At 55.3% G+C, this 2,127-nt stretch carries 1 protein-coding gene and 1 pseudogene; one reads left to right on the plus strand and one right to left on the minus strand.

Going from position 1 to position 2,127, the window contains the following annotated elements:
* A partial coding sequence (locus tag ACP7D4_RS27875) for a hypothetical protein (protein WP_426212681.1) occupies window positions 1–187 on the plus strand: 187 nt, incomplete at its 5' end.
* A gap of 402 nt (window positions 188–589) precedes the next feature.
* Here the strand turns inward: ACP7D4_RS27875 and ACP7D4_RS27880 are convergent.
* Window positions 590–1,615: pseudogene (locus ACP7D4_RS27880) on the minus strand (IS5 family transposase).
* Window positions 1,616–2,127: the final 512 nt, after the last annotated feature.

Consider the following 2,127-nt stretch of genomic DNA (forward strand, 5'->3'; position numbering starts at 1 on the left):
TGCACCTCAATCCGGAAAAAAGTGCCACGGAGACCCTCACCAAAAAGGAGAAAAATCCAGAACTCAAAAAAGCAGCGTAGAAACCGCTTTTAGGCGACAACTAGCTTGCAAATTACCGTCGGTGACCTCTGCTAAGATTTACGTTTTTACAACTTACAAGCCATTAAACCTAAAGGAGAACGTGTGAAAACGATCGCTATGAAAGACAACGATGGGTACGACTGCAATGTGAGCATCCCTGACTCTGTCGCCGCGCGAATTCTTGCCACAGACGCTGTTGGGTCTGACTTCGACCTGGGCGAATGGAAAGGGTGCCGACTAGACAAAACTACATTCATACTAACGCGCGATAACGAACTTACTGGGGTGCAGCAGCGAACGAGACATTTCCCCCTAAACTACGTGGAATTATGTCGTCAAATCTCGTAGGTGGTGCGCGACAATTGGGCACCTCGAATAACTGCTGATTTCGTCGGCATTGGCGAGGTCGATACGGCCCAAGCGCCCGGCAATGCGTGAACGGAGCCGTTTCCGCGCCCTTTTTCAGGGCGCAGGTATCATTTTTGGTGGTCCAGACGGACCTTGGGCGTCAGAACGCCTCGACCTTGGCCTCCTTCAGGTACACCAGGCGCTGCAAGTTGTAGGCAGCGACCTTCCAATTGAGTTGCAGCGTTGCTCGCGGCAGCCCGATTGAGCGCACGACCTTGCCACCGAGTTGCGCCAGCCCGGCGAACACATGCTCGACGCGAGCACGGGTCTTGGCGATGCGGTGGTTACGGCGCTGCTGCGTTTCGGAGATGGGCTTGTCTTTCGTGCCCTTGCGCTGGATGTGCATGCGCCAGCCTTGCTTGGTGAGCCGCTCTTCACGCTCGCCGTCGACATAGCCCTTGTCGGCCAGGATGTTGCGATTCGTGTTGTTCGGATCGAGCACGTCTTCGAAATGACGGGTGTCGTGCTCACTGGCCGTGCTCACCTTGATCTTGCGTACCAGCTTGTAGCGCTTGTCGGCGTTGGCTGAAACCTTGTAGCCGAAATAGGACTTCCCGTGCTTCTTGGTCCAGCGTGCATCGGTGTCTTTCTGGCGGCGCTTCGCGGGCGAACAAGTGATTGGCATCGCCCCTTCGGCAACCAGCGCTTTCTCGTCTTTGCTTAATGACTGCTTGGGCGCCTGCACGATGCTCGCATCGATCATCTGCCCGCCGCGCGCGATGTAGCCATGCTTGGACAGTTGCTTGTTGACGGCCTCGAAGACGCTCTCGCTGGCATTATCCTGGATGAGGCGTTCCTTGAATGTCCAGATCGTGGTGCGGTCGGGAATCTGGCTGCTGGAGCGAAGGCCGACGAAGCGCTGGAAACTGAGTCGGTCGGGCAGTTGAAATTCCATCTACTCGTCGCTCAAGTTAAATAATTGCTGGATCAGCAGCACGCGCACCATCAACTCGGTTGGAAACGGAGGGCGGCCGCCGCGCTCGCGGCTGGGGCGCGGTGCCGCATGATCGACCTCTGCCGCCAGGGCAGCGCAGTCGACATGCTGCTCTATCACCCGCAGCGCGTTGCCAAGCTTATTCAGCTTCGCTTCGCGCTCCTGGTCGGCAAACAGGCTGGTCTTGATCATGAAAATTTACGTCAGATTCGAGGTGCAGCTATGATGCCAGATTCGGGGTAGTTTTTCGAAGTGCCCCATTGTCAACGCCAAACCGGCGGCTAAGAAAGAGAAGGCCACCGCACGCAAGTAGCGTTTTTTCTCCACCGCTAAACGAAAGCCACTCGCATCCGGGTACCGGAGGGAGTGGCTTTTTTTGTTTTTAGAAGAAGGAGATATTAGCGATCAGCTCGTGTCCGAATGGCGGCACTGACCCTCTGCCGTTCCTTTTAGAAGAAGAACTTACCGATCAGCTCGCCTGCTATTCGGATGTCCTGGAAAACCGGGGTGCCTCAGCTTTGACCCCGTGCCGTGCCCAATCCACCCAAGTTAGCAGTTGGCGTGCATTTCAGTAAATTATTATCAATGTTTTCACAATAACACTTGACATCACCTTAAAATCGCGGCGTCCAGCATGGATTTTTACTATCCCTGCCTGCCATGTCCGTTCTGACCACGCTGTTCCAAGATTTCGCCGCGCGCCT

The sequence above is a fragment of the Massilia sp. TWP1-3-3 genome (genome assembly GCF_049897805.1).
Lineage (GTDB): Bacteria > Pseudomonadota > Gammaproteobacteria > Burkholderiales > Burkholderiaceae_D > Telluria_A.